We start from the raw sequence: 26,717 nt of genomic DNA, 5'->3' as shown, positions 1-26,717 counted from the left end.
AGACTCGCTACCCAATTAATCGCAAAGCAGCTCCGCTTAAGTGAACTACATTGCCTCATCGTAGGGGCTTTTTTATGTCTCGAATCTAGCCTTTTTGAATAACTGATAAGACCACTCATACTATGTGGTTAATCTCAATGGAACTTGTTTGAAGTCACACGCACAAACCACATTTAATGTATGGTAATGAGTGGCGGCACTCTTGTAATACCGTGCCGATAATTATTTTTGAGCGTGACTCGTACGCAAACTTGAAGGTAGGACTCAATATGATTCAGATCGTTATTGATGGGAAATTTCGAATCGTCGAACAAGGGCAGACTGTGCTTGAGGCGGCAAAAACATGTGGTCTAGAGATCCCATCTCTATGCGGTTTGAATAAGACTGGGGATAAAGTCCCGTGCGATCTGTGTGTGGTTGAAGTGGATGGTGTGGGAATGACTCGTTCCTGTGAACTTGAAGTGTCCAACGGCTTGAACATCACAACTCAATCTAAACAGCTAACCTCTCACAGACAGGGTGCGTTGAATCGAATCATGGCAGACCATTATGCTGACTGTGAAGCGCCATGCCAAACCGCTTGCCCGGCGGGAGTCGATATTCAATCCTATCTTCATCACATCGCTCAAAATGATCATACCAAAGCGATCGAAGTGATTAAGAAAACACTGCCGATGCCACTATCGATTGGTCGTGTGTGCCCGGCCTTTTGTGAAACCGAGTGTCGAAGAAACTTAGTCGATGATTCGATTGCGATTCGCCAACTCAAGCGACACGCAGCCGATGCAGATTTGGCTGCTCAAGAGAGCTACATGCCTGCGAAGAAGGCGAGTAAAGGCAAAAGTATAGCGATAGTTGGGAGTGGCCCTGGCGGCTTAACGGCGGGCTATTACCTATCGAATGAGGGTTATGATGTAAGTGTATATGAGTCGATGCCTAAAGCTGGTGGCTGGTTACGTTATGGTATCCCAGAATATCGCTTACCTAAGTCCATTCTAGACAAAGAAATCGAACTGATGTGTCGTAACGGAATGGTTGTAGAGTGTGACAAGAAGCTCGGTGTCGATTTCACCTTGTCAGCTCTTTGTCGTGATTTCGATGCGGTCTGCTTAGCTGTAGGTGCATCACAAGCCGTTGAAATGAATTATCCCGGTAGTGACCTTGGTGGCTGCTATTTAGGTGTTGATTACCTGAAAGATTATGTCACCGATAAACAGTTCACTACGGGCAAAAAAGTGGCGGTGATTGGCGGTGGTAATACCGCAATTGACTGCGCACGAACCGCAGTGCGTGATGGTGCTGATACCACACTCATCTATCGTCGCACGCGAGACGAAATGCCAGCGGAAGATTACGAAATCGAAGAGGCGGAGCATGAAGGCGTTAAGTTCCACTTCTTGACTAACCCAGCTGAGAATATCGCTGATGAAAATGGCCATGTATCAGAAATTCGATTAGAGCGCATGGCGCTTGGCCCTGCTGATGCGTCTGGCCGTCGTAGCTCTAAACCAACAGGTGAGTTTTTTGTTGAAGCATTCGATACGGTCATCGCTGCTGTATCGCAAAAGCCAGATCTAAGTTTCATGGATAACGAAGAGATTGATATCCCACTAACTCGCTGGAACACCGCGGATGCTGATCCGCAAACCATGCACACAGGTCAGGGTAATATATTTAGTATCGGTGACTTCCGACGCGGGCCTGCTACTGCAGTTGAAGCAGTAGGAGACGGGCGAATTGCCGCGCAAGCAATCGACCGATTTTTTAATGGTGATATGGATAATATCCCAGCAAAACCGTTTAACTCTAGAAAGCATAAGGAGCTTAAAGCGGTCGACCCTGAGCAATGTAAATCGATACAACGCATGGCTCGTAAGATTATGCCAGAGCTGACGCCAGAGCAGCGTGAGCAAAGCTTTGAAGAAGTCGAAACTGATTTTGACAATGCCGATGCCATTGCAGAAGCGGCAAGATGTCTAGAGTGCGGTTGCCAAGCCAACACGAACTGCGACCTACGAGACTTTTCAACCGAATACAAAGCAACGCAGACACACCCAGAATACAAAATCGATATTGCTTCAAATGAAAGCTGGCAAGCTATTCGCGCAGAAGAAGCGAAAGTGGGTTCAACAAGACAGAAGTTTGCTGTCGACAATAGCTCTGAATTTATAATTTTCGATGCCAACCGCTGCATCAGTTGTGGCCAGTGTATTCAAGCCTGTCGTGAACAGAATGTTCATGGCGTCCTAAGTTTCATGAATCAGGCTGATGGCAAGCCAGCTTCAAGACCTGAGTGTCGCCCTAATTTCGGGGCGAACCAGACTTTAATGGGCGACTCGAATTGTGTTCAATGCGGTTCTTGTATTCAAGCCTGTCCAACCGGTGCCATGGTGGATGCTCGTGATAGAAAGCAAGGTGACACCGACGTTCTTAAGACGGTCGATACCATCTGCACCTACTGTTGTGTGGGCTGTAAGCTAACCATGCATATCGATGAAGCGAAGAATAAGATTCGTTATATCGAAGGTGGTGACTCTCCGGTTAACGAAGGCATGTTGTGTGTTAAGGGGCGTTTTGGTTTTGACTTCGTGAGTAGTGATGCTCGCCTCACAACCCCATTGATTCGTAAAGATGGCTGGTTACAACCTGCGAGTTGGGAAGAAGCTATCGCGCTGATTGCCGATAAGTTCACTTCGATTAAACAAGGCTTTGGCAGTAATGCACTAGCCGGTTTCTCTTCGGCTAAAACTACCAATGAAGATAACTATGCGTTCCAAAAATTCGTTCGTCGTGAACTTGGTACTAACAACGTCGACCATTGTGCTCGCCTTTGCCATGCTTCAATGGTAACTGGGCTTGAGGCTTCTCTGGGCAGTGGGGCGATGACTAATGACATTCCAAGCATCAAACACTCGGATGTCATCTTCATCATAGGTTCTGATACTACATCCGCACACCCGATTATTGGCTCGCACATAAAGCAGGCGGTAAGACATAACGGTGCGCGTTTGATTGTCGCAGACCCTAAGAGAATCGATATCGCTGATCACGCAGAGCTTTACTTAGCACATCGACCGGGTACAGACGTGATGTTAATCAACGGTGTGATGCAGCAAATCATCAAACATGGTTGGTATGACCAAGAATATATCGAAGATCGTGTGGATGGCTTTGATACCTTATTGCAAGAGGTAATGTCGCCAAGTTACTCACTAGACAAAGTCGAACTGGTGACAGGCGTTAAAGCTGAAGACATTTTCGCGATGGCGCGCTTGATTGGTACCGCAAAGCGCACGGCGGTTTATTACTCCATGGGCATTACGCAACACACGACTGGGCACGATAATGTTCGCTCCATTGCTAACCTGCAGCTCCTGTGTGGCAATATCGGCATTGAAGGGGGCGGTATCAACCCGTTGCGCGGTCAATCCAATGTTCAAGGTGCGTGTGATATGGGGGCATTGCCAAATAACCTACCTGGGTATCAGAAGGTCTATAACCCAATAGTGCGTCAAAAGTTTGCGATGGAGTGGGGCATTACTGATTTACCAGCGGAGACCGGACTAACACTCACCGAAATTATTGACGGTGCATGTAACTGAGAAGTTCGAGCCTTATACGTGATGGGTGAAACCCCCGTATTGAGTGACCCAAATCAAGCGCACGTGATTGAAGGACTTGAGGCGTTGGATTTCCTTGTTGTGCAAGACATCTTCTTAACTGAAACGGCGCAGTATGCGGATGTGGTTCTGCCATCTTGCTCATTCGCTGAGAAGTCTGGTCACTTTACCAATACTGAGCGACGTGTTCAGCGTATTAACCCTGCGGTATTACCACCGGGGGAAGCGAAGGAAGATTGGGCCATCATTCAAATGCTGGCAAATGCTATGGGTGGCGTCTGGAACTACCAGTCGGTTGCCGATATCACTAACGAGATTGCTCGCGTAACACCACAGTACGCAGGTTTACGTTGGGAGAATATTACAGTGAATGGTGTGCAATGGCCAAGCAATAAGAACAACCCTGATGGCACTCGTATCATGCACCAAACCCAGTTTACTCGTGGACGTGGCCAAATGGAGGCCATTCCGTTTCGTTATGCGGCTGAGCTACCGGACGAAGAGTACCCGTTGGTGCTTACGACCGGGCGTATTTTAGAGCAGTTCCATACTGGAACCATGACGCGTAAAACCAAAGGCTTGGATAACCTAGCAGGACCGTGTGCGATGGTCAGTGTTCATGATGCCGAGGCATTGGGGATTTCGAATGGTCAAATGCTCAAGGTATCAACACGTCGCGGCGAGATTGAGATTGCAGCGTTTGTGACGAAGCGAATGCAAAAAGGGGTGGTGTTTATTCCATTCCACTTTGTAGAGTCTCCAGTGAACCGTTTGACAACAACCGCGACCGATCCACATGCTAAGATCCCAGAATTCAAGGTGGCGGCAGTACGCATTGATCCCATTCGAGAGCCTGTAATTGAAGTTATAGAGGTTTAGCCCAATCCGTTAAATAGCAGGTACTAAAAAGCCGCATAACTCTCAGAGTTATGCGGCTTTTTTATTGAGCTTGGTAATTATTGAGTTAGCAAGCTAGCAACTGATTGAGTTCTCTGTTCAGTTGTAGGCTTAGCTTGAAACAATCTCATTACTGTGAACACCAAATTGTTTTGCAGCGTAAGCAACGCGCTGAGCAGGTTTTGGGTATTCAGCGGGTGTACCAAGGTTTTCAATATGCTGTAATCTAGGAAGTAGACCTGCGCCGTTGGCGATTTGGATAGCCAAACCTGGGCGAGCATTAAGTTCAAGTACCATTGGGCCTTCTTCTTGGTCTAAAACCATGTCCGTACCCATGTAACCCAAGCCAGTCATTTCCCAAGCGCTTGATGCAAGAATCAGCAGCTTTTCCCAGTGAGGAACTTGCAGCAGTGCCAGTTCTTTACCTGTATCTGGGTGGTGCGTCACCGGTTGGTCAAACTGAACCGCTCGCACCGCTTTGCCTGTTGCAATGTCAATCCCTACACCAACAGCACCTTGGTGAAGGTTAGCCTTGCCATCAGAAGCTGAAGTAGAAAGGCGCATCATCGCCATCACAGGGTAGCCTTTGAATACAATGATTCGTACATCTGGCACGCCCTCATAACTGAAACCGTCAAAACATTCGTCAAACTTAATCAGGTTTTCTACTACGGCAACGTCGTTCTTACCACCTAGCGAGAAAAGACCTGCAAGAGCGTTACTGATGTGACGCTCTACATCTTCTTCGTTAATGGTTGAGCCAGACGGCTTAGTATAAACGCCGTCTTTGTGTGAGGTGATGACAAGGATACCCTTACCACCACTCCCTTGAGCCGGCTTGATTACAAAACCAGGCCATTCTTTTACCATCTTATGGATTGTCTTTACTTCAGCTTGGTGACTGATCACGCCGATAAGCTTAGGTACAGTTGCCCCAGCTTGTTCAGCGATGATTTTAGTCTTTAGCTTGTCATCAACTAACGGATACTTGGAGCGATCATTGTAGCGACCAATATAGCTATGGTTACGCTTGTTCATCCCCATGATGCCTTTGTCTTTCAACTTAAACGGCGAAGTAAACTGTTCAAACATAACTTAATCCTCCGCTAGCGGTTTAAAGCGACGTAGCTCAGTTAAGCGGTAACCAGTGTAAGTACCTAGTAGTAAAATACCACCTAGGACAATCAGTTGTAGACCGATAAAGTTAAATGTTAGGTGTTGAATGAACGGGTTAGTCATTGCTAAGTAAACAAGTACGGCAGTCAATAGTGAGCCACCACCTTGAAGAACAACTTCTTTCGCGCCTTCTTCTTCCCATAGGATAGACATACGTTCGATAGTCCAAGATAGGATGATCATTGGGAAGAACGTAATAGATAGACCTTCAGTCAGACCCACTTTGAAAGCAACCACGGTAAACACGGAAATAATCATGATTACCGTGATAATCACCGCGGATATCCTGGCAACCAGCAGTAGGTTGAGCTTGGATAAGTAGCTACGAATAATAAGGCCTGTGCCGACAATCAGTAAGAAACCGACAATACCCGTAACCAGTTGTGTTTGAACAAAGGCTACTGCAATCAGAACTGGCATGAAGGTACCAGATGTTTTCAACCCGATGATAACGCGTAAGAACACAACAATCAGAGCACCGATTGGAATTAGCATGATGGTTTTAAACATCGCTTGCTCTTCTAGCGGTAGGCTGTGAATCGATAGGTTCAATAATTGGTCTGCAGAGACTTTACTGTTGGTTGCTTCAGTAGGAGTAATATCTTGAGCAATCATCGAGAAGTGAACTTTACTGTTTTGACCACCAACAACATCTAACAGAGATACGTTCGACTCATCCCAGATAAGTAGATTTGGTTGAACTTGTTGTTCGCTTGATTCAGGGGAGAACAGAATCCACTGATCGTTATCCCAAACTTGGAGCATGTTCTGAATGGATTGACGACGGCGACCATCTTCTAGCTCGATAACACCAACCACTTTGTTGTGGATTTTTGCTGCCGAAAGTAGCTTGTGTGTCGCTTCTACTTTGGTCATGTTGTTCAGAAGCAGCGCTGAGTTTTGGCTGTCTGGATCGTTTAGCGTTTTGATCAGCTCACGAGTGAAGGTTAGGTTGTCCGCTGAACGTTTGGTTGCGCGGTCAATCAAAGCAATCGATGCTGCTTCTTCTGGTCCGTCGAAGCTTGGTTGAGCAACTTCACCTTCTGGTGGGTTCTCAGTAACTTTTGCTTGGCTATCGACTAAGAATTGAGTTTTGTAGTAGATGGTTTGAGGGCCATCTGCATAGCGGATAGACCATTCAGCGCGGCGACCTGATTCGGTATTCAAGTAAGAGATACCGTAGCCTGGTGATGAAGCTGACTCGCTGATGAGCGTGTAGTTAGACTGAGTATGAGGAGCCGCTAATGAAACCTTCGCTTCTTTGCCTACTGCATTGAATTCGATACGAGCTTCAATGTCCCACACCTGTCTGGTTTCCCCTGGAGTCCAAGGAACACCATAAGTCGTATGTCTGAACATACTCAGTGTTATACCTGCTGCAATGAGCAGGAAAATAGAGATATAAAATGGAATTCGTGACGTCATAGCTTACCCTACTATTGTTATTTGGCTTCCGTTTGTACGTACTGTTTACTTACATCTACTAGCGCGATGTCTTTGATAAATTCGCGCCCTAGTAATACAGGGTGACTCATTTGAGAGCGATCCGCCAATGTAAATTGCGCTTTTTCATGGATTTTTCCAACTTTAACCCATAGTTCGATCACAGCTCGACGTTCTGCTTGGTCGGTCGTTGACTGACGAATTTTCACATAGCGTACAACAGGCGCTTCAATCCATTTTTGATCTTCTGTCGCTTGTGATTTATCAGCTAGGTGGAATCGTACCCAATCTTTGCCATTGCGTTCGAATTCTTTGATATCAATAGCATTCAAAGATGATGTTGTAGCACCAGTATCAACACGAGCATCGAAGCTTTGTTTGATAGAGTCGATAGATACTTTTTCGATGCCGCCAAGGATTGTAGGCTGTGAAGTCGGAGCAACAGGAGCCGCTGTAACTGCTACTGGCTCTTCTTCTTCCAGTTCTTCAATCACTTTGTGTTCCATGCTGGTTAGGTGAACATCAAGCTGTTGGGAAAGGGTTGTGATTTCGTCTTCTAAGCTTTCAATGTAATCACTTTGATTGCTTAGTTGCAGTTCAAGATTTTGAACCTTATTTGCGATGTTTGTCTCAGAGCGGGCAATAGCGTCGAGAGTTTCTTGGTGGTAGGCCGCACCGTTAGTCAGGGTACAGCCAGAGAGCAAACCAACCGCCACAATTGGCGATAATCGCTTAAACATAAAAAAACCTTTGGGAAATTAGAGAATAGTTCAGACTATTTAGAAGTTTAGCCCACAAAAAAGGATGCGTGAAGCATCCTATTGTAAGAGTCTGGTCATATTGAATCGCAATGTGAGCGCTACGCCAATTTTTGCTATTTGAAATAGCTCATTTATTAAACATTGTTCTGTTTTAGAAAATAAATGAGCTCTAGAGACAAATTTTGTTACGACGCAATTTGGGCTTTTGAATATTTAGTTTATGGCTTGGTTGCGATAAGAATGGCGCGTCTCGGCGCCGGGTGACCTTCAACCGTTTTACTTGGGTCGTTTGGATCTAGGTAATCTGGCAGAGAGTTGTGTGTCATCCACTCAGTTGTGCGCTGCTCACCAATTGTTGTGACATTCTCATCCACGATGCGTACATCTTTAAAGCCAACTTGTTCAAGCCAGCGCTTCAGGGCGCGAGCAGAAGGGAAGAAGTACACATTTCTCATTTGTGCGTAGCGGTCAACAGGCACTAATACAGCGTTCTCATCGCCTTCAATCACTAAGGTCTCCAGCACTAATTCACCGCCAGATACCAATTGGTCTTTTAGTTGAATTAAATGATCAAGCGGCGAACGACGGTGGTATAGCACGCCCATGCTGAATACTGTGTCATAGGCTTCAAGTTTTGGTAGCTGTTCAATACCTAGAGGTAGAAGGTGAGCACGTTGGTCGTTGCCCATTAACTTACGAATAGCTTCAAATTGAATCAAGAATAGGTGAGAAGGATCAATACCCACAGTTAAGCGAGCCCCTTCACCTAGCATGCGCCACATGTGGTAGCCGTTACCACAGCCAACATCTAGCACCGAGCGGTTCTTCAATGGAGAAATATGTGGAAGCACACGATCCCATTTCCAGTCACTGCGCCACTCTGTATCGATATGGATGTCGTGAACGGTATAAGGACCTTTTCTCCATGGGTGGAACGTCTTCAATAAGCTTTCTAACTTTCTCAGTTCACCTGAGTGGTATGGCGTAGAACTACCAATCGTCACTGAATTTTTCAGGTCAACTTGATCTGGCACGTCTTGTGGAATCTTGTTTAACGCACGTAACCAACGATCGAAATCACCGTGCTCTGCATTCTGCCAATCCGTCAGTTGCTGTGGCAAAACATTAAGCCACGGCTGTAGACGAGTATCTTGGGCAATAAGTTGATAAAAATTGGCAAAATTAAACATAGTTTTTCACTGAATTGGTGGTGTAAAAGTTATCGTGTCATTCACTACGGTGAGGATGACGTTCTAGTACGAGCTAACCGAGTTTGCGCGCTATTTAATCGCGAACATTGATCCAAAGTTAAAGCATTGGAACCATACTTCGTTGCTTGAGAAGCCAATCTTATTAAAGCGCTCTCTGTGAACAGGGATAGAGTCTGGGCGCATTACGTTTTCAATCGCGCTACGTTTTTGGCTTACTTCAAGTTCGCTGTATCCGTTAGCACGTTTGAAATCATGGTGTAGATCGATAAGCAGTTCGTTCGAACTTTCATCTTCGAATACGTATTTCTCTGACAAGATTAGAATTCCGCCTGGGCGCAGGCCAGCATGAATTTTTTCAAGTAGGGCGTAGCGATCGTCTGGCGACAGGAATTGCAGCGTGAAGTTAAGTACTACTACCGAAGCGTCTTTGATTTCGACTTCGCGAATATCGGCTTCGATGACTTCTACAGGCGTGTCGCTGCGGTAAGCGTTAACGTGTAATTTACAGCGCTCAACCATCGCTTCTGAGTTATCAATAGCGAAAATTGTGCAGCCTTCTTGCTGGATGTGACGACGCATGGAAAGTGTTGCAGCGCCCAGAGAACAACCCAGGTCATAAACGTTTGAATGCGGTTTTACGAATCGCTCCGCTAACATACCGATAGCTGAGATGATGTTGCTGTAGCCAGGAACCGAGCGTTGAATCATATCCGGGAATACTTCTGCGACCCTTGCATCAAAGGTGAAGTCTCCAATTTTATCAATAGGAGCGGAAAAGATGTTGTCTTTATTGCTCATGGCATTCTCTCTCGACAGTCAGCGTTATTGGTATAAAACTCGTACCAAATAAAAGGGGGCGTATTTTACGAAAAAATAGGACTGCTGTCACGAAAACTCAGATTACAGCTGAGGATTACTGTTGTAAGTACAAGAAGCCTTAAAACATCGAGATTTGATGATTGCCTTTCTGAGCTGGAAATTGTTCCAGGTCAGGTAGTAATAGTGACGTATTTTCAGACACTTGCTGTTGCAATAACTCATAGATGGCGATCGCGAGTTCCGGCGCATGATTGTTGTCTGGAGTGTGGATCATTAGATACGGTTGTTTGCCGTCACTTAACCACTGGGGGATTTTGCTAAACCAAGGTTTGAAAAATTCGATATTTGGCGCTTGGTCAGGGTGACCAATAAAACGGATCATCGGGTTGTTGGCCGTTGCAATGGCATGAACGGGCACGCGTGGCTTTTTCTGGTGCGCATCGCTTACCGCTTCTGTGGTTGGCGGCGCAGAAAAAACAGGGCGACTATCCATAATGATGCGGTTAATGCCTTCTTCCACGAGCCATTGGTTAAAGCGTTTTTCAGCATCGCCTTTATCAAAGAAGCCTAAATGGCGAACTTCAACGCCGAGCTGCATCTCCTTTGGAAACAAGGTGCAAAATTTTTGCAGAGTAGGAAGCATGCTAGGTTCAAAGCTGTGTGGTAGCTGAATCGTCCATTGACCTATGCGGTCGTGCAGTGGCGACATGGTCATCAAGAACTCTTTGAGTTCGGCTTGGCAGTGTCTCAATTGTTGCTGGTGGGTAATGAATTTGGGCAATTTGAAGGTGAACTTGAAATCATCGTGACTTGCCGCTTTCCAGTTATGAACGGTCGACATACTCGGCGTCGCGTAAAAGGTCGTGTTGCCTTCAACGGTATGAAAAACTTGGGTGTATTTTTCTAGGCGTTCCGCAGGCTTTGTACCCTTGCCATAGAACTGACTTTGCCACTCAGAGTGAGACCACATGGTTAATCCAAGTCTTAGAGGTAAAGTGTCCATCGTTTTTGCACCATTAGTCATCACATTACTGCTTTTAATCGAAACGAAAATCTACTTTACGAGAGTTTTGCTGATTAAGGTACTTTCGAGATATAATTATCGCAATTTTTTCGGTTTTGATGAATCTTTGCGCACTTGATGTGCTAAAAAGCAGCAAAGCCAGATAAAACACAATAAATTCGAGTGTGGAAGGTCGATTTTAACCGAGTTTCCGCGTATAAATGATTCCTTGCTTTGTTAGGTAAAAAGCTCTGTAGGGCTATTTTGACACCTACAGCTTGGAAATTAGTAAATTATTAAGAGATTGGGAAATTCATTATGCGTACCCATTACTGTGGTAACCTGAACAAGTCCCTGGCGGGACAAACTGTAGAATTGTGCGGCTGGGTAAACCGTCGCCGTGATTTAGGCGGTCTTATCTTTATTGATATGCGTGATCGTGAAGGCATCGTTCAGGTTGTTGTCGATCCAGATATGAAAGATATCTTCCCGATCGCTAACCAACTGCGTAATGAATTCTGTATCAAATTTACTGGTGAAGTACGTGTTCGTCCTGACAGCCAAGTAAATAAAGACATGGCTACTGGTGAAGTAGAACTTTACGCGACTGGTCTAGAGATCATTAACCGTTCAGAAGCGCTTCCACTAGACTTCAACCAAACGAACTCTGAAGAACAGCGTCTTAAGTACCGTTACATCGATCTTCGCCGTCCAGAAATGAGCGATCGCATCAAGCTTCGTGCACGTGCATCTAGCTTCGTTCGTCGTTTCCTAGACGAGAACCTGTTCCTAGACATCGAAACACCAGTACTAACTAAAGCGACCCCAGAAGGCGCTCGTGACTACCTAGTACCAAGCCGTGTTCATAAAGGTAGCTTCTACGCGCTTCCTCAATCTCCTCAGTTGTTCAAGCAACTGCTGATGATGTCTGGTTTTGACCGTTACTACCAAATCGTTAAATGTTTCCGTGATGAAGATTTACGTGCTGACCGTCAGCCTGAATTTACTCAGATCGATATCGAAACATCGTTCATGTCTTCTCAAGAAGTACGTAACATCACTGAAAAGCTAGTTCACGATATGTGGAAAGAGCTTCTAGATGTAGAACTAGGTCAATTCCCAGTAATGCCTTTCTCTGAAGCGATTCGTCGTTTCGGTTCTGATAAGCCAGATCTACGTAACCCACTAGAGCTTGTTGACGTTGCTGACCTAGTTAAAGACGTTGAGTTCAAAGTATTCTCAGGCCCTGCTAACGACGAAAAAGGCCGTGTAGCGGTTATCCGTGTTCCAGGTGGTGCTAAGCTAACTCGTAAGCAAATCGACGGTTACGCAGAGTACGTAAACATCTACGGCGCGAAAGGTCTAGCTTGGATGAAGGTTAACGACCGTGCAGCAGGCATGGAAGGTATCCAATCTCCAGTTGCTAAATTCCTAAGCGAAGACGTAATCAACGGTATTCTAGATCGCACTGAAGCTGAATCTGGCGATATCATTCTGTTCGGCGCAGACAAAGCGGGTATCGTTGCTGAAGCAATGGGCGCACTTCGTCTTAAATTAGGTACAGACCTAGAGCTAACAGATACATCTGCATGGGCTCCACTGTGGGTTGTTGACTTCCCAATGTTTGAAGAAGACGGCGAAGGCAACCTACACGCAATGCACCACCCATTCACATCACCACTAGGTGTGACTGCGGAAGAACTAAAAGCGAACCCTGCAGCAGCAAACTCTGATGCATACGACATGGTAATCAACGGCTACGAAGTAGGCGGCGGTTCTGTACGTATTCACAACGCAGAAATGCAAACGGCTGTATTCGGTATCCTAGGTATCGAAGCGAAAGAGCAACAAGAGAAGTTCGGCTTCCTACTAGATGCTCTTCAATACGGTACTCCACCACACGCTGGTCTAGCATTCGGTCTTGACCGTCTAGCAATGCTACTTTGTGGTACAGAGAACATCCGTGACGTTATCGCATTCCCGAAAACAACAGCAGCTGCATGTCTACTAACAGACGCGCCAAGCCTAGCAAACCCTGCATCACTGGAAGAGCTAGCAATCGCTGTTAAAGTTGCACAAAAAGAAGAGTCTGCTGAATAAGCTAATAGTGACTCTTTCTATGAGTGACTTTCTCTTTAAGTAAATAGAAATGCCCGTTAATTTAACGGGCATTTTTTTTATCGTTCGATATACTAAGCTGATAAAGCATGTATAAATAATCAGTACTAGAAGTTATGTCTATTATCTTAGGGATCGACCCTGGCTCTCGCATTACCGGTTATGGCGTGATTCGTCAAAATGGCCGTCATCTGTATTACTTAGGCAGTGGGTGTATCCGAACCTCAGAAAAAGAGCTACCAGGCCGACTTAAGCAGATCTATGCGGGCGTGAGTGAAATCATTACTCAGTTTCAGCCAGATGTGTTTGCCATTGAGCAGGTCTTCATGGCAAAGAATGCGGACTCGGCACTCAAGCTAGGTCAGGCGCGTGGTAGTGCAATAGTGGCCGCTGTAAATGCAGATTTGCCGGTTCATGAATACGCGGCTCGTTTAATTAAGCAAGCGGTAACAGGCAATGGTGGCGCAGATAAGTCTATGGTTCAAAATATGGTAATGAGCATGCTTAAGTTGCCAGCTAAGCCACAGGCTGATGCCGCCGATGCGCTAGGTGTAGCGATCACTCACGCCAACACCAACAAAACTTTGATTGCACTGGCGGGTAAAGCGACTGGAGCGAGAAAAGGGCGTTATCGTTAATTTCCATCTCCAGTTAGCTTCCAACAGGTAAACTTCTCTTTTTCCATTGATGAGCCTCACGTTTGGTTTGGCTCAGATCACAGCAATACGCCGCTAAATCCCTGATGAAATGAGATCTTTCGAACAGAACCTAAATAATAACATTGCGCACCGTTTAACATGTTATTAACATTGGTCGGAGGTCTAACAAGTTAATCAAGGATGATCACTGATGAACCCTATCAAGCTTTGGCGCGCGCTATTTCTACCTAAAAGCAGTGGATGGAGCAATAACCAAGTCAGACAAGCCGATATCTTATTACTCTTTACTTTTATCGCCTTTTTTGTCGGTGTCTATAGCTTGGTTAAATGGACAAAGCACGGGGAACAGCTTCTGGTAGCTACCTCTGTATTTTTGATCGTATTTGAACTGATCTCAGCTATCCTACTGCGTGTTACCAGCAAACCTAGCTTGGCACTTAACTTTGGCTTTGTCGGCATGGCGGTGCATGCGCTCAATATCATCTATCAAAGTGGTGGTGTGGTGGATTCGACTCAGGCGTATTGGGTGCCTTTGTTAGTGGTTGCCTTCTTTTTATCAGGAACACGCCTTGTCGCTTTGGTATGGAGTGGATTAGTGATTGGCGTGTCATTGGTAATGACGTCGGCTCATCTTGATGGCTTTGAATTTCCGCAGTTAGTACTTACTCCGGAAGCGGTGGTGGTTGAAACCTGGTCTGGCGTGATTATGCCACTGGTGGTGATCTGCATTGCCCAAGCTTTTACCGCGAAACAGAAAGAAGTCGCTATCGAGATGGCAGAAGACGCGATTTCGGAAAGTCAGCAGGTCGCAAACCAAGCGACGCAAAGTGAAGGGCGCTTGTCAGTTGTACTTGACCAAGCGAATTCAAACTCTGAAAGCCTACAGGACGTTTCTGTCCATTTAGAACAACAGTCACAAGACTTGCATGCGCAAGTTGAAGTGTTGAACATCAATTGTGAATCTCAGGCGAGTGCTGCCGAGGAGATGAGCCAGCAATTGCATCAGATGACGCAAGGTATCGCAGAGTCAAATTCATTTGTCGGAGAACTCAAAGATCGCAGCGAAGCCGTAGGCACTAAAGCACAGAAAAGCTCTGAGTCACTTGAGGCTTCGACCGGGGCCATCAGTCAAATCATACAAAGTAACCAAGAGATCATGAAGGTCGCTGACTTAATCACTTCGGTAGCAGAGCAAACCAATTTACTCGCGCTGAATGCCGCAATAGAAGCGGCTCGCGCAGGTGAGCAGGGGAGAGGCTTTGCTGTGGTAGCTGACCAGGTAAGGGAGCTGTCAGCAAAAAGTAGTCATTCAGCTATCGAGATCCGAAGCTTGTTGGATCGCAGTAAAGTGGAAGTGGAGCATGGCAGAGCGATCATCGAAACCACGGCCAATGAAATGAACGGCATCATTTCAGAGGTTCAGACTATCTCTACTGATGTGAACCAGTTAACCGATATTATGGCAATGCAGATGGACTCTTTAAAAGAGCTCGATCTTGCCAGCTCTGAAGTGGCGCAGAGCGTTGCTGAAACGAAATCTGTGTCGGGTTTGGTCGCTAATTATGGTTCTGAACTGACCGGGCATGTTTCTTCAGTTAAGGAGTTGGTTGAAAGCCTAAATAACGTGGTCTCCCAAGCTAAACAGGCTTAAATAATTCCCTCGAAAACCCACAAAGAACTGGATAAGCATCCAGTTCTTTTATATTCTGTCCCTCAAATTAAATTCCATCAAGAGAGTGAATTGTGATCGGACGTCTACGCGGTACATTAATAGAAAAACAGCCACCAGAATTATTGATTGAAGTCAGTGGTGTTGGTTACGAAGTACAAATGCCAATGAGCTGTTTTTATGAACTACCAAACGTAGGCGAAGAGGCAATTATCTACACGCATTTTGTAGTACGTGAAGATGCTCAGCTCCTTTATGGCTTCAACACGGTTAAAGAGCGGGCGTTATTCCGTGAAGTGATCAAAGCAAACGGTGTGGGCCCTAAACTTGGCCTTGGTATTCTTTCCGGTATGACGGCGAGCCAGTTTGTTCAGAGTGTTGAGCGTGAAGACATTTCTACGCTAGTGAAGCTACCGGGTGTTGGTAAGAAAACCGCTGAACGTCTAGTTGTCGAAATGAAAGACCGCTTGAAAGGGTGGGGTGCAGGCGACCTGTTTACTCCTGCGACTGACGCGGCGCCAATAGACTCTATGCCAACAGTTCACGATGCTGAAGAAGAAGCGGTAAGTGCACTGCTTGCATTGGGCTATAAGCCGACTCAAGCTTCTAAGGTGGTTTCTCAAGTGGCTAAAGAAGGTATGAAGAGCGAACAGTTGATTCGTGATGCCTTGAAGTCGATGGTTTAATAAAAATCGACGCTGACGATGTAAGCTCAGTTATTGCATCGTGTTTATCTCTAGCGACTACTATCTCGTTAGAATATGCTTAGTATTCATTAGCTCGAATATTAGATAACGGCTAAGCAAGAATTAAAGATAACAGAGTTAACACTCTCAAATTGGAACTCTCTATGATTGAAGCAGATCGCCTCATTGCTCCTGACAATCCGGTCTTTAAAGATGAAGATGTTATCGACCGTGCAATACGACCAAAGGCGTTAGCCGACTATCAAGGTCAGGACCACGTTCGTGACCAGATGGAGATTTTCATCAAAGCGGCGCAATTACGTAATGAAGCACTTGATCATCTGTTGATATTTGGTCCTCCAGGCTTGGGTAAAACCACATTGGCGAACATTGTTGCCAATGAGATGGATGTAAACATTCGCACCACTTCTGGGCCGGTGTTAGAGAAAGCCGGCGACTTAGCGGCGCTGCTGACCAACCTTGAAGAAAATGATGTCCTATTCATTGATGAGATCCACCGCTTAAGCCCTGTGGTTGAAGAGGTGCTGTATCCAGCTATGGAAGATTACCAATTGGACATCATGATTGGTGAAGGCCCTGCGGCGCGCTCTATCAAGATTGACTTGCCACCGTTCACTCTGATTGGTGCAACGACGCGTGCTGGTTCACTGACCTCTCCACTGCGTGACCGTTTTGGTATTACTCAACGTCTCGAGTATTATAAAGTAGAAGACTTGCAGAACATCGTACAGCGCAGCGCTGACTGCCTTGGCCTTTCGATGGAAGCAGAAGGGGCGTTGGAAGTGGCTCGCCGAGCTCGTGGTACACCACGTATTGCCAACCGTTTACTGCGCCGCGTCCGCGATTATGCGGAAGTAAAAGGGGACGGACATATTTGTCCTGAGGTCGCAGACAGCGCACTGAACATGTTAGATGTTGATGCTAAAGGTTTTGACTATATGGACAGAAAGCTTCTATTGGCAATTATGGAGAAGTTTGGTGGCGGCCCAGTTGGTATCGACAATATGGCTGCAGCAATTGGTGAAGAGAAAGACACCATTGAAGATGTATTGGAGCCTTATCTAATACAGCAAGGTTATCTACAAAGAACACCAAGGGGCCGAATCGCGACTGATAGAGCCTATTTACACTTTGGGATAGACCTACCGTCTAATCGCTAAATTATTCATTTTTAAAGATCCCAGTTGCATAAGCGCTGGGATTTTTTGCGTTTTACTGAATAACAACTCTATTGTGTGAGTCGCTATAAAGTTCGAACAGGGCGCGTCAAAAATGAAAACTTTGATTTCACCTTTGATTTGACTAACAAAGATTGAAATAAGTTGTCATATCTTTTGTTACTACTTTATGGGTGTTGTGACTCCAATGTTGACTGTGTGCTGAGGTTTTGTCACAGCTATCATGCAGTGTTATTAAGACAAGCTAAATTGGTGTGACTTTAATCATAGTTGTTCAAAAAAACCTCTAATTTGCATGAGTAAATTTGATACAAATCAACGCAGGGTTCTTCCATAAACCTTTTGAAACATACTGATTTTAGCAGTAATATTAGTACCAGCTATATTAGCTATATCTTAACAATAATCTAACTATAACGGTACGTTTTTGCTACAAATTTCATGTTGTAATAACAATATTGCAGATTGTTTTAACATGGACTTTTGAGGTGAATAATCACACAAGTGTCATTCAGCCGACACAAAGGAGTTACCATGATTGATGTTGTTGATCTGTCGCGTTTGCAATTTGCATTTACAGCGATGTATCACTTCCTATTTGTTCCACTGACTTTAGGTATGGCATTTTTACTTGCCATTATGGAGTCTGTTTATGTAATGACTGGCAAGCAAATTTATAAGGACATGACCAAGTTCTGGGGTAAATTGTTTGGTATTAACTTTGCTCTTGGTGTAGCGACAGGCTTAACTATGGAGTTCCAGTTTGGTACTAACTGGTCTTACTATTCTCATTATGTTGGCGACATTTTTGGTGCTCCGCTGGCTATCGAAGCGCTTGTTGCATTCTTCCTAGAGTCTACTTTTGTTGGTCTTTTCTTCTTCGGTTGGGACAGACTGTCAAAGCGTCAGCACTTAGCGGTAACCTGGCTAGTGGCACTTGGCTCTAACTTCTCTGCACTTTGGATTCTTATAGCGAATGGCTGGATGCAAAACCCAGTAGGCGCAGAATTCAACTTCGAAACCATGCGTATGGAAATGGTAAGTTTTGCAGAAGTCGTGTTTAACCCAGTTGCACAAGTTAAGTTTGTACACACAGTAGCTTCTGGCTACACGTGTGGTGCCATGTTTATACTGGGGATTAGTTCATATTACCTACTAAAAGGCCGAGATGTAGCGTTTGCCCGTCGTTCATTCGCTATTGCAGCATCTTTCGGTATGGCTGCTATTTTATCAACGATTATTTTAGGTGATGAATCTGGTTACGAGTTAGGTGAAGTTCAAAAAGTGAAACTCGCTGCGGTTGAAGCTGAATGGCACACAGAGCCAGCTCCAGCTGCATTCACTTTATTTGGTGTACCAAACCAAGAAACCATGAACACGGATTACGCAATCAAGATCCCTTACGTAATGGGTATTATTGCAACACGTTCGTTTGATGAGCAAGTAACAGGTCTACACGACCTACGTGAACAACATGTTGACCGTATACGCACGGGTATTTATGCATACGAGCTACTTGAAAAGCTTCGCGCAGGTGATAAGTCTGAAGCAAATATGAGTGCGTTTGACGAAGTCAAAGGTGACTTAGGTTATGGACTACTTCTAAAACGTTACACAGACAATGTTGTTGACGCAACGGAAGACCAAATCCAAATGGCAGCGGACGATTCAATCCCAACAGTGTGGCCATTGTTTAGTGCGTTCCGTATTATGGTTGGTTGCGGGTTTATTATGTTGTTCGTTTTCGGTGCCTCATTTATCCAAACATGCCGCCAGAAAATCGAACAGAAACCTTGGATTCTCAAAGCTGCTTTATTCAGCATCCCACTACCATGGATTGCGATTGAAGCAGGTTGGTTTGTTGCTGAATTTGGTCGTCAACCATGGGCGGTTGGTGAAATACTACCGGTTAACGTTGCTGCATCAGCACTGACTATTGAACAGCTTTGGACTTCTCTTTTCGCTATATTGGCACTGTACACAGTGTTCTTGATTGCTGAAGTTTATCTAATGCTGAAATTCGCACGTAAAGGCCCAAGTAGCTTGAAGACAGGCCGTTACCACTTCGAACAAAGTGATAACTCTGTTGAAGGCAAAGTTAGCCGTTCAGTTGAAGTATAAGTGAGGGGGTATTAATGTTTGATTACGAAAGCTTACGACTTATTTGGTGGATCCTAATCGGTGTTCTACTAGTAGGTTTTGCAGTAACCGATGGCTTCGATATGGGGGTTGCAGCACTTTCACCGGTAATCGGTAAGAGTGACACTGAACGTCGTATTATGCTGAACACGATTGCCCCTCACTGGGATGGTAACCAAGTTTGGTTGATTACAGCTGGTGGTGCACTTTTCGCTGCCTGGCCAATGGTTTACGCAACGTCTTTCTCTGGCTTCTACTTTGCTATGTACGTGACTCTCGCTGCACTTTGGCTACGTCCACTTGCTCTAGATTACCGTTCAAAGATTGAAAATCCGAAATGGCGTAAAGCGTGGGACTACGCACTTTGCTTCAGTGGTACCGTTCCGCCAATCATCTTCGGTGTAGCATTTGGTAACCTTCTACAAGGTGTTCCATTTGACCTGAATAACCTAATGATGTCTCAGTACCACGGTACATTCTTCGCTCTGCTAAATCCGTTTGCATTGCTATGTGGTGTATTGGCTCTGATGTTGTTCGTAACGCAAGGTGCAACATGGTTACAAATGAAGACAACAGAGGCGCTGCACGCTCGTGCTCGTAACGTTGCTCAGATCACAGGCCTGATCTCAATTGTTCTATTTGTTATTGGTGGCTTCTGGGTTCAATCTATCGAAGGCTATGTAATTACAAGTACGATTGACACGTTCGCAGACTCTAACCCGCTAAATAAAGAAGTATCACTTCAAGTTGGCGCGTGGATGACAAACTTCGAGACTTACCCAGCAATGTGGGCTGCACCGATTTTAGGTGTGGTTATGCCACTATTCGCTGTAATTGCATCTCGTCTTGAGCGCGGTGGTTTCGCTTTCTTATTCTCGAGCCTATCTAACGCTGGTGTGATCTTAACGGCTGGTTTTGCAATGTTCCCATTCGTAATGCCATCAAGCCTGAACCCTGACCATAGTTTGACTATGTGGGACTCAACAGCGAGTGAGCTGACACTTGGTCTAATGACTGCAGTTGCAGCGGTAATGGTTCCTGTGATTCTTGGCTACACAACTTGGACATACTACAAAATGTTCGGTCGCCTAGATAAGAAACACATCGAAGATAACGACGTTTCAGCTTACTAAGATAGAAGTGAAATAACTTAGGAGAAATTTTATGTGGTATTTCGCATGGATTTTGGGTGTACTTCTAGCATGTGCATTCGGCATCATCAATGCTCTATGGCTTGAGCATTCTGAAATGATGGACAAAGACAGTGAGTAATCTCGCAGAACAAGTCGCTAAGCTGCATCGACCAATGGACAAGACTCTCTTAAGAGCTTTGTCCCTAATATTGGGTTTCATGCATGTTGGTTTAGTGATGTGGGATCCTGAAGCGTATGCAGAAAGCATCGGTGGATTTAACGCGATCATCGGGCCTATGTTTATTTGGGCAGTATGCTCAAGCATGGTTTACGGTGTTGGGTTTAAACCGAGAGCTTGGATGTGGCAACTGCTGTTTAGCCCATACGTTTCACTTACCATTCTGCTGTACCTAACGGTGCTACGCCTTCTATAAAATAGGTGTGGTTTTAGGTTCTCATCCAACGTGAGCCTTTGTACTTGTTGGGTTTTTAGTCAAAAAGAGGTCATCTTATACAGATGGCCTTTTTTTTCGTCTGTTAAATCAAAAAATTCACTGCCATATACTATTAATGATAAGGAGTTAGGTTATAGTGATGTCTTTATCGATTTTTGTTTTGTGGTATTAATTTGCAGGGATTATCTAAGCCGTTTACGTGGCCAGTAACCGTATATTACGAAGACACCGATGCAGGTGGCGTGGTGTACCACTCTAACTATCTCAAGTTCTTCGAGCGTGCTCGAACTGAGATGCTGCGCTCAATTGGCGTTTCTCAACAAGTATTATTAGAACAAAACATCGGTTTTGTAGTCCGACATATGGACATTGATTTCATTCAAGGCGCACGTCTTGATGATTCTTTACAAGTCATTACAAATATTTACGAGTTAAAGCGAGCTACCTTGGTCTTCTGTCAAGAGATCGTAAATCCTGATGGCAAAGCATTGTGTAAAGCAATGGTTAAGGTAGCATGTATCGACAATCAAAAAATGAAACCCAAGGCAATGCCAACATTTATTCTTACGGAGCTAACGAATAGTGACTGCTGAAATCTCAATCTTAGGCCTAATTCTAGAAGCTAGTTTACTAGTTAAGATGGTCATGCTGACTCTTATGGGCATGTCTGTCGTTTCTTGGGCAATGATCATAAAAAGAAGTAAAGTGCTATCTCAAGCTTCTAAACAAGCAGAAGTCTTCGAAGATAAATTCTGGTCTGGTGTTGATTTGGCTAAGTTGTACCAAGAGAGCAACAAGCGCAAAGATGAGCTTTCTGGAACTGAAGAGATTTTCTACGCAGGCTTTACTGAATTCGCACGCCTTCGCAAATCGAATGCGACATCTCCCGACTTCATCATGGAAGGCACTGGTCGTGCAATGCGCGTAGCAGTGGCTCGTGAAGTGGATGAGCTAGAAACTAACTTACCTTTCTTGGCGACGGTTGGTTCTATCAGTCCATACATCGGCCTGTTTGGTACCGTTTGGGGTATCATGCACTCATTCATCGCGTTAGGTGAAGTGAAGCAAGCGACACTTTCGATGGTTGCACCAGGTATTGCAGAGGCTCTGATCGCAACAGCAATGGGGCTCTTCGCTGCGATTCCTGCTGTAATGGCATACAACCGCTTTAGTAGCAGTGTTGGTAAGCTAGAACATAACTACGCGACTTTCTCTGAAGAGTTCCACAGCATTCTTCACCGTCAAGCGATGGCTGGCAGGGAATAATAGATGGCTGGATACCAACCTAAAAAACGTAAAATGACAGCTGAGATTAACGTTGTACCTTATATCGACGTTATGCTCGTACTGCTGATCATTTTTATGGTGACGTCACCGTTTGTTACTCAAGGTGTAGATGTTGAACTGCCTCAGGCTTCAACCGCTAAGTCAGCGCAAGATTTATTAGGCGACGACAATGCGAGCTTCATTATCGTTGAAGTGAACAAAGATGGTGAACTTGGCCTAAGCGTCAATGACGAAGAGGTGCAGCGTGGCTTGTCATTGGAAGATATTATCGTTCGAGTAAAAGCTGAACTGTCTTTGAAACCGAATTCTCCAGTGGCGGTAGGCGGCGATGCTGCTACTCCTTACGCTGAAGTGGTTTTGTTACTTGATGAATTAAGCCGTGCAGGCGTGCCAAAGGTTGGCCTTTTAACGGATATAAGGGAATAGCTCCGTAGCATTCATGAAAGCGAATAATAAAAAATCTAACAGTTTCAAAAAGCCGCTTCTAATTTCACTTGGGCTGCACGTAGTCTTATTCGTTGCACTCATATGGGGAGCGGATTTTACTATGTCTGAACCTAAGCCTACTGGGCAGATGGTGCAGGCTGTAGTTATTGATCCTCAATTGGTTCGTCAACAAGCTCAACAAATTCGTCAACAACGTGAAGCGGCGAGTAAGAAAGAGCAAGAGCGCTTAGACAAGCTTCGACGCGAAAGTGAAAGGCTAGAAAAGAATCGTAAGGCTGAAGAAGAAAACATCCGTAAGCTAAAAGAGCAACAAGCGAAGGATGCGAAAGCCGCTCGAGAAGCTGAAAAGCGACGTGTTGAAAACGAGAAGAAACGCAAAGCTGAAGAAGCGCGTTTACAGCAAGAGAAAAAGAAAGCCGCTAAAGCCGAAGCTGATCGCAAGCTGAAAGAAGCTGCGTTGGTGAAAGCCGAGAACGAGCGTAAGGCCAAAGAAGCGGCAATCGCAAAAGCTGAACAAGAACGCGTGGCAAAAGAAAAAGCGGCGAAAGAGGCAGCAGACAAAGCTCGTAAAGAGAAAGAAGCCGCTGAACGCGCTGAAAAGCAACGCATAGCGAAAGAGAAAGAAGCGGCAGCCGCAGCAGAGAAAGCCCGTAAGGCAAAAGAAGCTGCAGCTAAAGCAGAAAAAGAGCGTAAACAACAAGAAGCAGCATTGAACGATATCTTTGCTGGGTTAGAGAGTGAACAAACTAGTAACAATGCTGCATTGAATCAGCACTTAGAAGATGAGAAGGCTAGATATATATCGATTTATCAACAAACGGTACAGCGTAATCTGCTTATGGAAGATTCATTCCGTGGTGAAGAATGTGTTCTTAACATTCAATTGACACCAATCGGTGGAAATAAAGCAGTAGTGAAGAGGGTCTTTGTTGTTAGTGGCAATCGTCAGCTGTGTTCAGCAGCTAAGGCTGCCACAGTTAAAGCGAGAGAGTTTGATTTTCCACAGGATTCATCACTACAAAACATATTCCGAGATTTTGACTTTCGGTTTAGCCCATAATGAGAAATGGATAACTTATGCTTAAAGGTAACTTTTTCAAAAGCTTGTTTGTTATGGCTTGTCTTTTTTCTAGTTCAGCTTTTGCCAAATTAGAGATTGTCATAACAGACGGTATTAACTCTGCACGACCTATTGCTATCGTACCTTTCCGCTGGGAAGGTGCAGAGCCACTACCACACGATGTGTCAGCGGTTATCGCTTCTGACTTACAGCGCAGTGGTAAGTTTAGCCCAGTTGCGACAAGCAAAATGCCGCAAACGCCTTACAGCGAAACTGAGGTGAACTTTGACGCTTGGACAAACCTAGGTGTTGATTCACTATTAACAGGTAGCATCACGAAGAACGCCGAAGGGCAGTACGTGGTGAATTACCAACTGATCGATATTGTTCGTGGTCAGCTGACGAAAGGACAAAGCCGAGCGTTAAGCGATGAAGGTCAATTGGTGCTTTCTAAAGATCACGTGTTGTTCAACAAGAAAGCGACCGTACCAGGTAAGCGCTTAAGAGAGTACGCACACCGTATCTCTGACTTGGTTTATGAAGAGCTAACAGGTGAAAAAGGCGCGTTTCTAACACGTATCTCTTACGTTGTTGTGAATGACAAAGACAAATACCCGTACCAGCTTCGCGTAGCAGACTACGATGGTTTCAATGAGCGCCTAGTACTTCGCTCTAAGCAGCCTCTAATGTCGCCTTCATGGTCACCAGACGGTAAAAAGCTTGCGTACGTAAGCTTCCAGAATGGCCAAGCTGAAATCTTCATCATGAATATTTACACGGGTGAACGTGAGAAAGTGACGTCATACCCACGTCATAATGGTGCGCCAAGATTCTCTCCTGACGGTAAAAAACTAGCGCTAGTATTGTCGAAAACGGGCAGCCTTCAGGTGTACACACTTGACCTCGCATCCCGTAAACTGACTCAAATTACCCGCGGCCGTTCGAATAATACGGAACCATTCTGGCATCCAGATGGCAAGTCTCTTATTTTTACGTCTGATCGTGGTGGTAAACCTCAGATATATAATGTAAATTTGTCCAATAATTCGACTTCTCGTATTACTTGGCAAGGTAGCCAAAACTTAGGTGGCCAGATTACCCCTGATGGACGATTCCTGATAATGGTAAATCGCAGCAACTCAGGTTTTAACTTGGCTAAACAAGATTTGGAAACCGGTGCGGTTCAAGTACTAACAAAAACATTGTTAGACGAATCCCCAAGTATTGCACCAAATGGAGGTATGGTTATCTATAGCTCTATTTACAACAAGACGAACGTACTATCGATGGTTTCTATCGATGGTCGCTTTAAAGCTAGATTACCGGCTACCAACGGACGCGTAAGAGCGCCGGCATGGTCACCGTTCCTCTAGGAAAAGTCACAGATTCTTTTAGCTATTGATAGTGTTAACTATTGTGGCATTAACTATCTATAGCACTTAGTCGGCTGTAGAAACTAAGTTTGATAACGTAAGGAAAAAACGATGCAACTTAATAAAGTTCTTAAAGGCTTGATGATTGCACTACCAGTGATGGCAGTAACGGCATGTAGCTCAACTGATGAAGCAACATCTGCAACTTCTGGTACTGAAAGCAACCAAACAACTTCTGGTTCAGAAGGCAACGTAGATACAACTGTTGTAACGCCAATTGACGCTAACGGTCAACTGTCTGAGCAAGAGCTTAAAGAGCAAGCACTACGTGAAACTCAAACAATCTACTTCGCATTCGATAACTCTACTATCGCTGGCGACTACGAAGAAATGCTAGCAGCTCACGCAGCTTACCTAGTTAAGAACGTAGACATGAAAGTAACTATCGAAGGTCACGCTGATGAGCGCGGTACTCCTGAGTACAACATCGCACTTGGCGAGCGTCGTGCACAAGCTGTTGCAAAATACCTACAAGCTCTAGGTGTTCAAGCTGACCAAATCTCTATCGTAAGCTACGGTGAAGAGAAGCCACTTCTTCTAGGTCAATCTGAAGATGTGTACGCTAAAAACCGTCGCGCAGTACTAGTTTACTAATCTTAGTAAGCTATTTAATTGAGGAATTGCCTCATGTTCAGTAACACAAAGCGAGTTATTTTGCTTTCGTTACTGGCAAGTGCAGCGAACACTGCGTTCGCTGCACCAGCTCCAGTATCCGATCTCAATAGCACCGCAACCAATTCAACTTCTTCTTCCTCTAGATCAGCATCTAACGAATCAGATATTGAGCGTTTAGAGCGCCTGCTTCAAAATCGCAATCTTGTTCAGCTTCAAATGCAACAGCAAATCGACGACATGGCACTGGAAATCAGTGAACTTCGTGGTGAGCTAGAGCGCAACAGTTACGATATGAAACAAATGCTAGAGCGCCAACGTGAACTCTTTATCGAGCTTGATAGAGTAAGAGGTGAGGTGAAAGCAGCAGGTACCGCAACAGTAGCAGTAGCCGCGAGCGAAGGCTCTAAAGAAGCTTCTGGTACGTTCAGTACTGATGTCGATGAGCAGACTTCTTATCAAAATGCTGTAGACATGATTCTCAAGCAACGAGACTACACGGGTGCAATTGCTGCATTCCAGAAGTTTCAAAAAGACTTCCCAGATTCTACCTTCACACCTAATTCTCATTACTGGTTAGGTCAGCTTTATTTTGCTAAGAAGCAAGATAAAGAAGCCGTGAAGAGCTTTGCCGCTGTTGTGTCTTACAAAGACTCAAACAAGCGAGCGGACGCACTGGTTAAGCTTGGTGACATAGCAGCGCGCAATAACAATGCGGCGCAAGCTAAGAAATATTACCAACAAGTCGTTACCGAGTACCCAAACAGTGCTTCGGCCAAAGTGGCACAAACCCACTTATAAAATCAAATAGAGGTGCCAAGGCGCCTCTTTTTTATGGTTCATCGCGGATTAGCGGGAACTAAAAACAAAAACGGTAGTAAGTGATATGG

22 protein-coding genes and 1 pseudogene are annotated in these 26,717 nt (G+C 45.0%); 17 read left to right on the top strand and 6 right to left on the bottom strand.

Annotated features, from left to right (window positions below):
* Positions 1 to 269 precede the first annotated feature (269 nt).
* Positions 270 to 4,499 (top strand): annotated as a pseudogene (gene fdhF / locus JC606_RS19605) (formate dehydrogenase subunit alpha).
* Positions 4,500 to 4,628: 129 nt separating this feature from the next.
* Here fdhF and JC606_RS19600 read toward each other — a convergent pair.
* From JC606_RS19600 to JC606_RS19575, 6 genes are all read right to left on the bottom strand, one after another.
* A complete protein-coding gene (locus JC606_RS19600; protein ID WP_137408822.1) occupies positions 4,629 to 5,609 on the bottom strand; it encodes an alpha-L-glutamate ligase-like protein in 981 nt (326 codons plus the stop codon).
* Positions 5,610 to 5,612: 3 nt separating this feature from the next.
* Positions 5,613 to 7,118: an inactive transglutaminase family protein gene (locus JC606_RS19595; protein WP_137408823.1), complete on the bottom strand. Its 1,506-nt coding sequence runs from the start codon at positions 7,116 to 7,118 to the stop codon at positions 5,613 to 5,615.
* A gap of 17 nt (positions 7,119 to 7,135) precedes the next feature.
* A complete protein-coding gene (locus JC606_RS19590) occupies positions 7,136 to 7,876 on the bottom strand; it encodes an ATP-dependent zinc protease family protein (protein ID WP_198779245.1) in 741 nt (246 codons plus the stop codon).
* 239 nt (positions 7,877 to 8,115) lie between these two features.
* Positions 8,116 to 9,087: a tRNA 5-methoxyuridine(34)/uridine 5-oxyacetic acid(34) synthase CmoB gene (gene cmoB / locus JC606_RS19585; RefSeq protein WP_137408825.1), complete on the bottom strand. Its 972-nt coding sequence runs from the start codon at positions 9,085 to 9,087 to the stop codon at positions 8,116 to 8,118.
* Positions 9,088 to 9,177: 90 nt separating this feature from the next.
* Positions 9,178 to 9,906: a carboxy-S-adenosyl-L-methionine synthase CmoA gene (cmoA, locus tag JC606_RS19580; protein ID WP_137408826.1), complete on the bottom strand. Its 729-nt coding sequence runs from the start codon at positions 9,904 to 9,906 to the stop codon at positions 9,178 to 9,180.
* Positions 9,907 to 10,045: 139 nt separating this feature from the next.
* A complete protein-coding gene (locus JC606_RS19575) occupies positions 10,046 to 10,951 on the bottom strand; it encodes a DUF72 domain-containing protein (protein ID WP_390903395.1) in 906 nt (301 codons plus the stop codon).
* Positions 10,952 to 11,248: 297 nt separating this feature from the next.
* Between JC606_RS19575 and aspS the strand changes: the two genes are divergently transcribed.
* The 16 genes from aspS (at position 11,249) to ybgF (ending at position 26,628) form a co-directional block, all read left to right on the top strand.
* Positions 11,249 to 13,030 (top strand): aspartate--tRNA ligase, encoded by a 1,782-nt coding sequence (gene aspS, locus JC606_RS19570; protein WP_137408828.1) that lies wholly within the window; start codon positions 11,249 to 11,251, stop codon positions 13,028 to 13,030.
* Between the two features lie 134 nt (positions 13,031 to 13,164).
* Entirely contained in the window at positions 13,165 to 13,686 is a 522-nt protein-coding gene (gene ruvC, locus JC606_RS19565; RefSeq protein WP_008219936.1) for a crossover junction endodeoxyribonuclease RuvC, read from the top strand.
* A gap of 211 nt (positions 13,687 to 13,897) precedes the next feature.
* Complete coding sequence (locus JC606_RS19560; RefSeq protein WP_198779244.1) at positions 13,898 to 15,358, top strand: methyl-accepting chemotaxis protein; 1,461 nt, start codon at positions 13,898 to 13,900, stop codon at positions 15,356 to 15,358.
* Between the two features lie 92 nt (positions 15,359 to 15,450).
* Positions 15,451 to 16,062 carry a Holliday junction branch migration protein RuvA gene (gene ruvA / locus JC606_RS19555; RefSeq protein WP_198779243.1) on the top strand — a complete coding sequence of 204 codons (612 nt, stop codon included), beginning with the start codon at positions 15,451 to 15,453 and terminating at the stop codon, positions 16,060 to 16,062.
* A 164-nt stretch (positions 16,063 to 16,226) separates the two neighbouring features.
* Entirely contained in the window at positions 16,227 to 17,243 is a 1,017-nt protein-coding gene (ruvB, locus tag JC606_RS19550) for a Holliday junction branch migration DNA helicase RuvB (RefSeq protein WP_008219931.1), read from the top strand.
* A 552-nt stretch (positions 17,244 to 17,795) separates the two neighbouring features.
* A complete protein-coding gene (gene cydA, locus JC606_RS19545) occupies positions 17,796 to 19,382 on the top strand; it encodes a cytochrome ubiquinol oxidase subunit I (protein ID WP_198779242.1) in 1,587 nt (528 codons plus the stop codon).
* A 14-nt stretch (positions 19,383 to 19,396) separates the two neighbouring features.
* On the top strand, positions 19,397 to 20,533 hold the full coding sequence (cydB, locus tag JC606_RS19540) for a cytochrome d ubiquinol oxidase subunit II (protein ID WP_137408832.1): 1,137 nt from the start codon (positions 19,397 to 19,399) through the stop codon (positions 20,531 to 20,533).
* Positions 20,534 to 20,564: 31 nt separating this feature from the next.
* Positions 20,565 to 20,672 (top strand): cytochrome bd-I oxidase subunit CydX, encoded by a 108-nt coding sequence (gene cydX / locus JC606_RS19535; RefSeq protein ID WP_000270284.1) that lies wholly within the window; start codon positions 20,565 to 20,567, stop codon positions 20,670 to 20,672.
* Entirely contained in the window at positions 20,665 to 20,967 is a 303-nt protein-coding gene (ybgE, locus tag JC606_RS19530; RefSeq protein WP_102423550.1) for a cyd operon protein YbgE, read from the top strand. The genes cydX and ybgE overlap by 8 nt, the downstream gene beginning before the upstream one ends.
* 176 nt (positions 20,968 to 21,143) lie before the next feature.
* Positions 21,144 to 21,581, top strand: coding sequence for a tol-pal system-associated acyl-CoA thioesterase (gene ybgC, locus JC606_RS19525; RefSeq protein ID WP_198779241.1), 438 nt, complete (start codon positions 21,144 to 21,146; stop codon positions 21,579 to 21,581).
* Positions 21,571 to 22,254: a protein TolQ gene (tolQ, locus tag JC606_RS19520; protein WP_198779240.1), complete on the top strand. Its 684-nt coding sequence runs from the start codon at positions 21,571 to 21,573 to the stop codon at positions 22,252 to 22,254. The genes ybgC and tolQ overlap by 11 nt, the downstream gene beginning before the upstream one ends.
* A 3-nt stretch (positions 22,255 to 22,257) precedes the next feature.
* Positions 22,258 to 22,701, top strand: a complete 444-nt coding sequence (tolR, locus tag JC606_RS19515) for a protein TolR (protein WP_004741086.1) — start codon at positions 22,258 to 22,260, stop codon at positions 22,699 to 22,701.
* Between the two features lie 13 nt (positions 22,702 to 22,714).
* The gene (tolA, locus tag JC606_RS19510; protein ID WP_198779239.1) at positions 22,715 to 23,782 is read left to right on the top strand and encodes a cell envelope integrity protein TolA; all 1,068 of its coding nucleotides are present in this window, start codon (positions 22,715 to 22,717) and stop codon (positions 23,780 to 23,782) included.
* A 17-nt stretch (positions 23,783 to 23,799) separates the two neighbouring features.
* Complete coding sequence (gene tolB, locus JC606_RS19505) at positions 23,800 to 25,155, top strand: Tol-Pal system beta propeller repeat protein TolB (RefSeq protein ID WP_137408834.1); 1,356 nt, start codon at positions 23,800 to 23,802, stop codon at positions 25,153 to 25,155.
* 111 nt (positions 25,156 to 25,266) lie between these two features.
* The gene (gene pal, locus JC606_RS19500) at positions 25,267 to 25,809 is read left to right on the top strand and encodes a peptidoglycan-associated lipoprotein Pal (RefSeq protein ID WP_004741083.1); all 543 of its coding nucleotides are present in this window, start codon (positions 25,267 to 25,269) and stop codon (positions 25,807 to 25,809) included.
* Between the two features lie 33 nt (positions 25,810 to 25,842).
* Positions 25,843 to 26,628, top strand: a complete 786-nt coding sequence (ybgF, locus tag JC606_RS19495; protein WP_137408835.1) for a tol-pal system protein YbgF — start codon at positions 25,843 to 25,845, stop codon at positions 26,626 to 26,628.
* Positions 26,629 to 26,717: the final 89 nt, after the last annotated feature.

Source organism: Vibrio sp. IB15 (assembly GCF_016406055.1).
GTDB lineage: Bacteria > Pseudomonadota > Gammaproteobacteria > Enterobacterales > Vibrionaceae > Vibrio > Vibrio chagasii.
This window is presented reverse-complemented; position numbering and strand designations above follow the sequence as displayed.

Coding starts and splice junctions, on each gene's coding strand:
- JC606_RS19600 (WP_137408822.1), bottom strand. CDS start 5,609: ATGTTTGAACAGTTTACTTCGCCGTTTAAGTTGAAAGACAAAGGCATC.
- JC606_RS19595 (WP_137408823.1), bottom strand. CDS start 7,118: ATGACGTCACGAATTCCATTTTATATCTCTATTTTCCTGCTCATTGCA.
- JC606_RS19590 (WP_198779245.1), bottom strand. CDS start 7,876: ATGTTTAAGCGATTATCGCCAATTGTGGCGGTTGGTTTGCTCTCTGGC.
- cmoB (WP_137408825.1), bottom strand. CDS start 9,087: ATGTTTAATTTTGCCAATTTTTATCAACTTATTGCCCAAGATACTCGT.
- cmoA (WP_137408826.1), bottom strand. CDS start 9,906: ATGAGCAATAAAGACAACATCTTTTCCGCTCCTATTGATAAAATTGGA.
- JC606_RS19575 (WP_390903395.1), bottom strand. CDS start 10,951: ATGACTAATGGTGCAAAAACGATGGACACTTTACCTCTAAGACTTGGA.
- aspS (WP_137408828.1), top strand. CDS start 11,249: ATGCGTACCCATTACTGTGGTAACCTGAACAAGTCCCTGGCGGGACAA.
- ruvC (WP_008219936.1), top strand. CDS start 13,165: ATGTCTATTATCTTAGGGATCGACCCTGGCTCTCGCATTACCGGTTAT.
- JC606_RS19560 (WP_198779244.1), top strand. CDS start 13,898: ATGAACCCTATCAAGCTTTGGCGCGCGCTATTTCTACCTAAAAGCAGT.
- ruvB (WP_008219931.1), top strand. CDS start 16,227: ATGATTGAAGCAGATCGCCTCATTGCTCCTGACAATCCGGTCTTTAAA.
- cydA (WP_198779242.1), top strand. CDS start 17,796: ATGATTGATGTTGTTGATCTGTCGCGTTTGCAATTTGCATTTACAGCG.
- cydB (WP_137408832.1), top strand. CDS start 19,397: ATGTTTGATTACGAAAGCTTACGACTTATTTGGTGGATCCTAATCGGT.
- cydX (WP_000270284.1), top strand. CDS start 20,565: ATGTGGTATTTCGCATGGATTTTGGGTGTACTTCTAGCATGTGCATTC.
- tolR (WP_004741086.1), top strand. CDS start 22,258: ATGGCTGGATACCAACCTAAAAAACGTAAAATGACAGCTGAGATTAAC.
- tolA (WP_198779239.1), top strand. CDS start 22,715: ATGAAAGCGAATAATAAAAAATCTAACAGTTTCAAAAAGCCGCTTCTA.
- tolB (WP_137408834.1), top strand. CDS start 23,800: ATGCTTAAAGGTAACTTTTTCAAAAGCTTGTTTGTTATGGCTTGTCTT.
- pal (WP_004741083.1), top strand. CDS start 25,267: ATGCAACTTAATAAAGTTCTTAAAGGCTTGATGATTGCACTACCAGTG.
- ybgF (WP_137408835.1), top strand. CDS start 25,843: ATGTTCAGTAACACAAAGCGAGTTATTTTGCTTTCGTTACTGGCAAGT.